This is a genomic window from Neobacillus sp. 19 (assembly GCF_049463095.1).
Classification (GTDB): Bacteria; Bacillota; Bacilli; order Bacillales; family Cytobacillaceae; genus Neobacillus.
Genome location: NZ_JBMPZU010000067.1, coordinates 1 through 2,633, shown reverse-complemented (window position 1 = coordinate 2,633; position 2,633 = coordinate 1). Strand labels below are relative to the sequence as shown.

Annotated in this window: 3 protein-coding genes and 2 pseudogenes; 4 read left to right on the top strand and 1 reads right to left on the bottom strand. The window is 37.5% G+C overall.

Going from position 1 to position 2,633, the window contains the following annotated elements; genetic code table 11:
• The first annotated feature begins 93 nt into the window (after nt 1-93).
• From ACO1D1_RS21690 to ACO1D1_RS21675, 4 genes and pseudogenes are all read left to right on the top strand, one after another.
• Entirely contained in the window at nt 94-579 is a 486-nt protein-coding gene (locus ACO1D1_RS21690) for a hypothetical protein (RefSeq protein WP_423337077.1), read from the top strand.
• Between the two features lie 57 nt (nt 580-636).
• Nucleotides 637-1,503 (top strand): permease, encoded by an 867-nt coding sequence (locus ACO1D1_RS21685; RefSeq protein ID WP_423337076.1) that lies wholly within the window; start codon nt 637-639, stop codon nt 1,501-1,503.
• A gap of 15 nt (nt 1,504-1,518) precedes the next feature.
• On the top strand, nt 1,519-1,644 hold the full coding sequence (locus ACO1D1_RS21680) for a hypothetical protein (RefSeq protein WP_263315352.1): 126 nt from the start codon (nt 1,519-1,521) through the stop codon (nt 1,642-1,644).
• Nucleotides 1,645-1,696: 52 nt separating this feature from the next.
• Nucleotides 1,697-1,821, top strand: a pseudogene (locus ACO1D1_RS21675) (glyoxalase/bleomycin resistance/dioxygenase family protein); the annotation flags it as partial.
• A 280-nt stretch (nt 1,822-2,101) separates the two neighbouring features.
• Here ACO1D1_RS21675 and ACO1D1_RS21670 read toward each other — a convergent pair.
• Nucleotides 2,102-2,614, bottom strand: a pseudogene (locus ACO1D1_RS21670) (aminotransferase class III-fold pyridoxal phosphate-dependent enzyme); the annotation flags it as partial.
• Nucleotides 2,615-2,633 lie beyond the last annotated feature (19 nt).

Below are 2,633 nucleotides of genomic sequence, written 5' to 3'. Positions count from 1 at the left end.
TGTTATGTTGCCTGTACTTGGTTCAGTTGTGATAAAACCGGATATTTAACCCCAAACCCAACGATTCCCTAGATAGGCGTTTTCGCATTTATCGTGAAACGCTTTCGCGTTTGCGTGCGCCGCTTCATTGGGAGAGATATTCACTTTTGGCTTAAAGTAACGGGGATCGATACATTTCCATTTTGGAGATTCGGCAAAACCACACCGACTTCAAGGCCTGTAATCGATTTCGGGAAATATTCGAAACAGCTTGTTCAAGGAACCCCCGATCAGCAGCCCATGTTCACTTCTTTTGATTCGGATGGCGTGATTTGGTCAGATGGAAGAAAAGAGAAGGTAGATACCGTCATTCTTGCTACTGGATATCAAAACAATCTTATGCACTTAAAAGAAATAGGGGCTATTGATTCCAATGGGCAACCTTTTCATGTTGGAGGTGTAAGTACCTCAGTACAAGGACTTTATTATGTAGGTTTAGAAGGTCAACGGTCAATTTCTTCTGCAACTTTAAGAGGGGTCGGCTCTGATGCACAATTTGTGGTTCGAAAGTTAGTACGTTATTTGAAAGATAATTCATAAAAAAGATAAAAAAATAATAAATAGTTGCAAAATGCAAATATTAAAGGGGATTTCATAATGGTTGGGAAAATACTCCAGGATTTTATTTCAATTGCAATAGAGCTTACTGCTCTATTTATTGGAATTTCTTTTCTAGTCAGTTTACTGCAAGGGTTGATCCCTTATCAAAAGCTCAACAAATATTTATCTGGAAGGAACACATTTATAGGAGTTATAGCAGCCATTGCATTCGCATTTATAACTCCATTCTGTTCTTGCTCCACTATTCGAGTGGTAGTGAATTTGTTAAATAAAAAGGTTCGATTTGGCATCGTGATGGTATTTCTATTCGCTTCACCAGTTTTAGACCCAACCATCATCACTCTGATGGCAACGATGTTAGGAGTAAAGGTTGCGATTGTATATACGCTCGTTACTTCAATCTTATCCATCATCATTGGATTACTATTAGAAAATCTGGGCTTTGAATCGGCTGTAAAGAGAGTGACAATGACTGGCTTTGATGAAAAGGAGATTAAATTCAGTTTCAAAGAAGCAATAAAAGAAACCATGAGCTTGATGAAAACAGTTTATCCATATCTTCTAATCGGAGCAGCTATAGGGTCAATTATTCATGAAGCAGTGCCTACTGATTGGATCATGACATACCTTGGTGACGACAAGTGGTGGTTAGTCCCAATTGCAGCTGTCATTGGAATTCCGTTGTATATCCGTATATCGACGATGATTCCATTATCCCAAATACTTATTGCAAAAGGGATGGCATTCCCACCAGTAATGGCCCTAATGATTGGTTCAACAGGAGCTAGTTTACCTGAAATTGCATTATTAAACTCAATATTTCAAAAAAGACTTGTTTCAGCATTTATTGTATCTGTTGTTTTAATGGCTTCAATATCAGGGTTTCTCTTCTATTTAATTTAAAGGAGGTGAGGAAGGATGGCGTGGTTCAAAAAGAGCAATGGAAAGTCGTGTTGTGATGTAAAAATAGAAGAAGTCAAAGAAGATAAAAACTCATGTTGTAATGGGAAAATTGAAGAAGTAAAAGAAAATAAAAAAGAATAGATTGTTACGTGTTAAATAATACAATTTCGAACATGAAGGAATTACAAGGAAAATGCATGTGGGAGTTCATGTAACTAATTTAATGAAATCCATTGAATTCTACAAAAAGTTTTTGATGAAGGACCAATTAAAGTGAAATTGGATTATGCAAAGTTTTTCCTGTATGATCTTGGATTGATTCGTTCAAATTGCTGATTATTTATCAAATATTTCGTAAAAAACAATATAGTTAGAGACGAAAAAAAGAACACTGTGAATATCAATCTGTTCTCAGTGTTCTTTTAAGAGTCTATTGCATGACAGGACATGTAGGAGCATGTTTGGTCCTTTTTATTTTTTCGAAAAGCAACGAAATACTCGCTTTATTCATATATGTGATAATAGTTGTTTTTCAGGTGATTATTTACAGCAAAATTAAGTGATCCCGCTAACGTCATTTCGTCTCTGGGGTCAACAGTTACCATCCAGCATACTGTTTTACTTTCTCCATATTGATTTTTTGTTCCTCGAGGTCAGAAAATGCCTGGTCGAAAATCGAAACGGCTAAATCAATTTCTTCCTTTGAAATGGTGAGAGGAGGAGTGATTTCGATTACGTTGCTGTTTATACCAACATAAAAGACTAGCATTCCAAGCTCATAGCAGCGATAGCAGATTGCCGCGGTTTTTTCTGCTGCGGGGGTTTTGGATACACGATCTTCCACTAATTCTACTCCGATTGCCAATCCTTTCCCGCGGACATCGCCAATCCACTCATATTTATTCTTGAGCTGTTGTAATAAATCTTTAAAATACTCGCCATTTATCCGTGCGTTATCTATTAATCTCTCATCCTCGATAATATGTAGCGTTTCCAAGGAAGCGGTGGTATTGACGGGATTGCCGCTTGCTGTAAACATATGAATGCCTGTTCCGACATCAAGGATTTCCTTTCTTGCGACAACTGCGCTGATTGGCAAGCCGCCGCCAAGGGATTTTCCAAGCTACGAC

Excerpts from the sequence above, each read along its gene's own strand:
- ACO1D1_RS21685 (WP_423337076.1), top strand. The coding sequence starts at position 637 with ATGGTTGGGAAAATACTCCAGGATTTTATTTCAATTGCAATAGAGCTT.
- ACO1D1_RS21680 (WP_263315352.1), top strand. The coding sequence starts at position 1,519 with ATGGCGTGGTTCAAAAAGAGCAATGGAAAGTCGTGTTGTGATGTAAAA.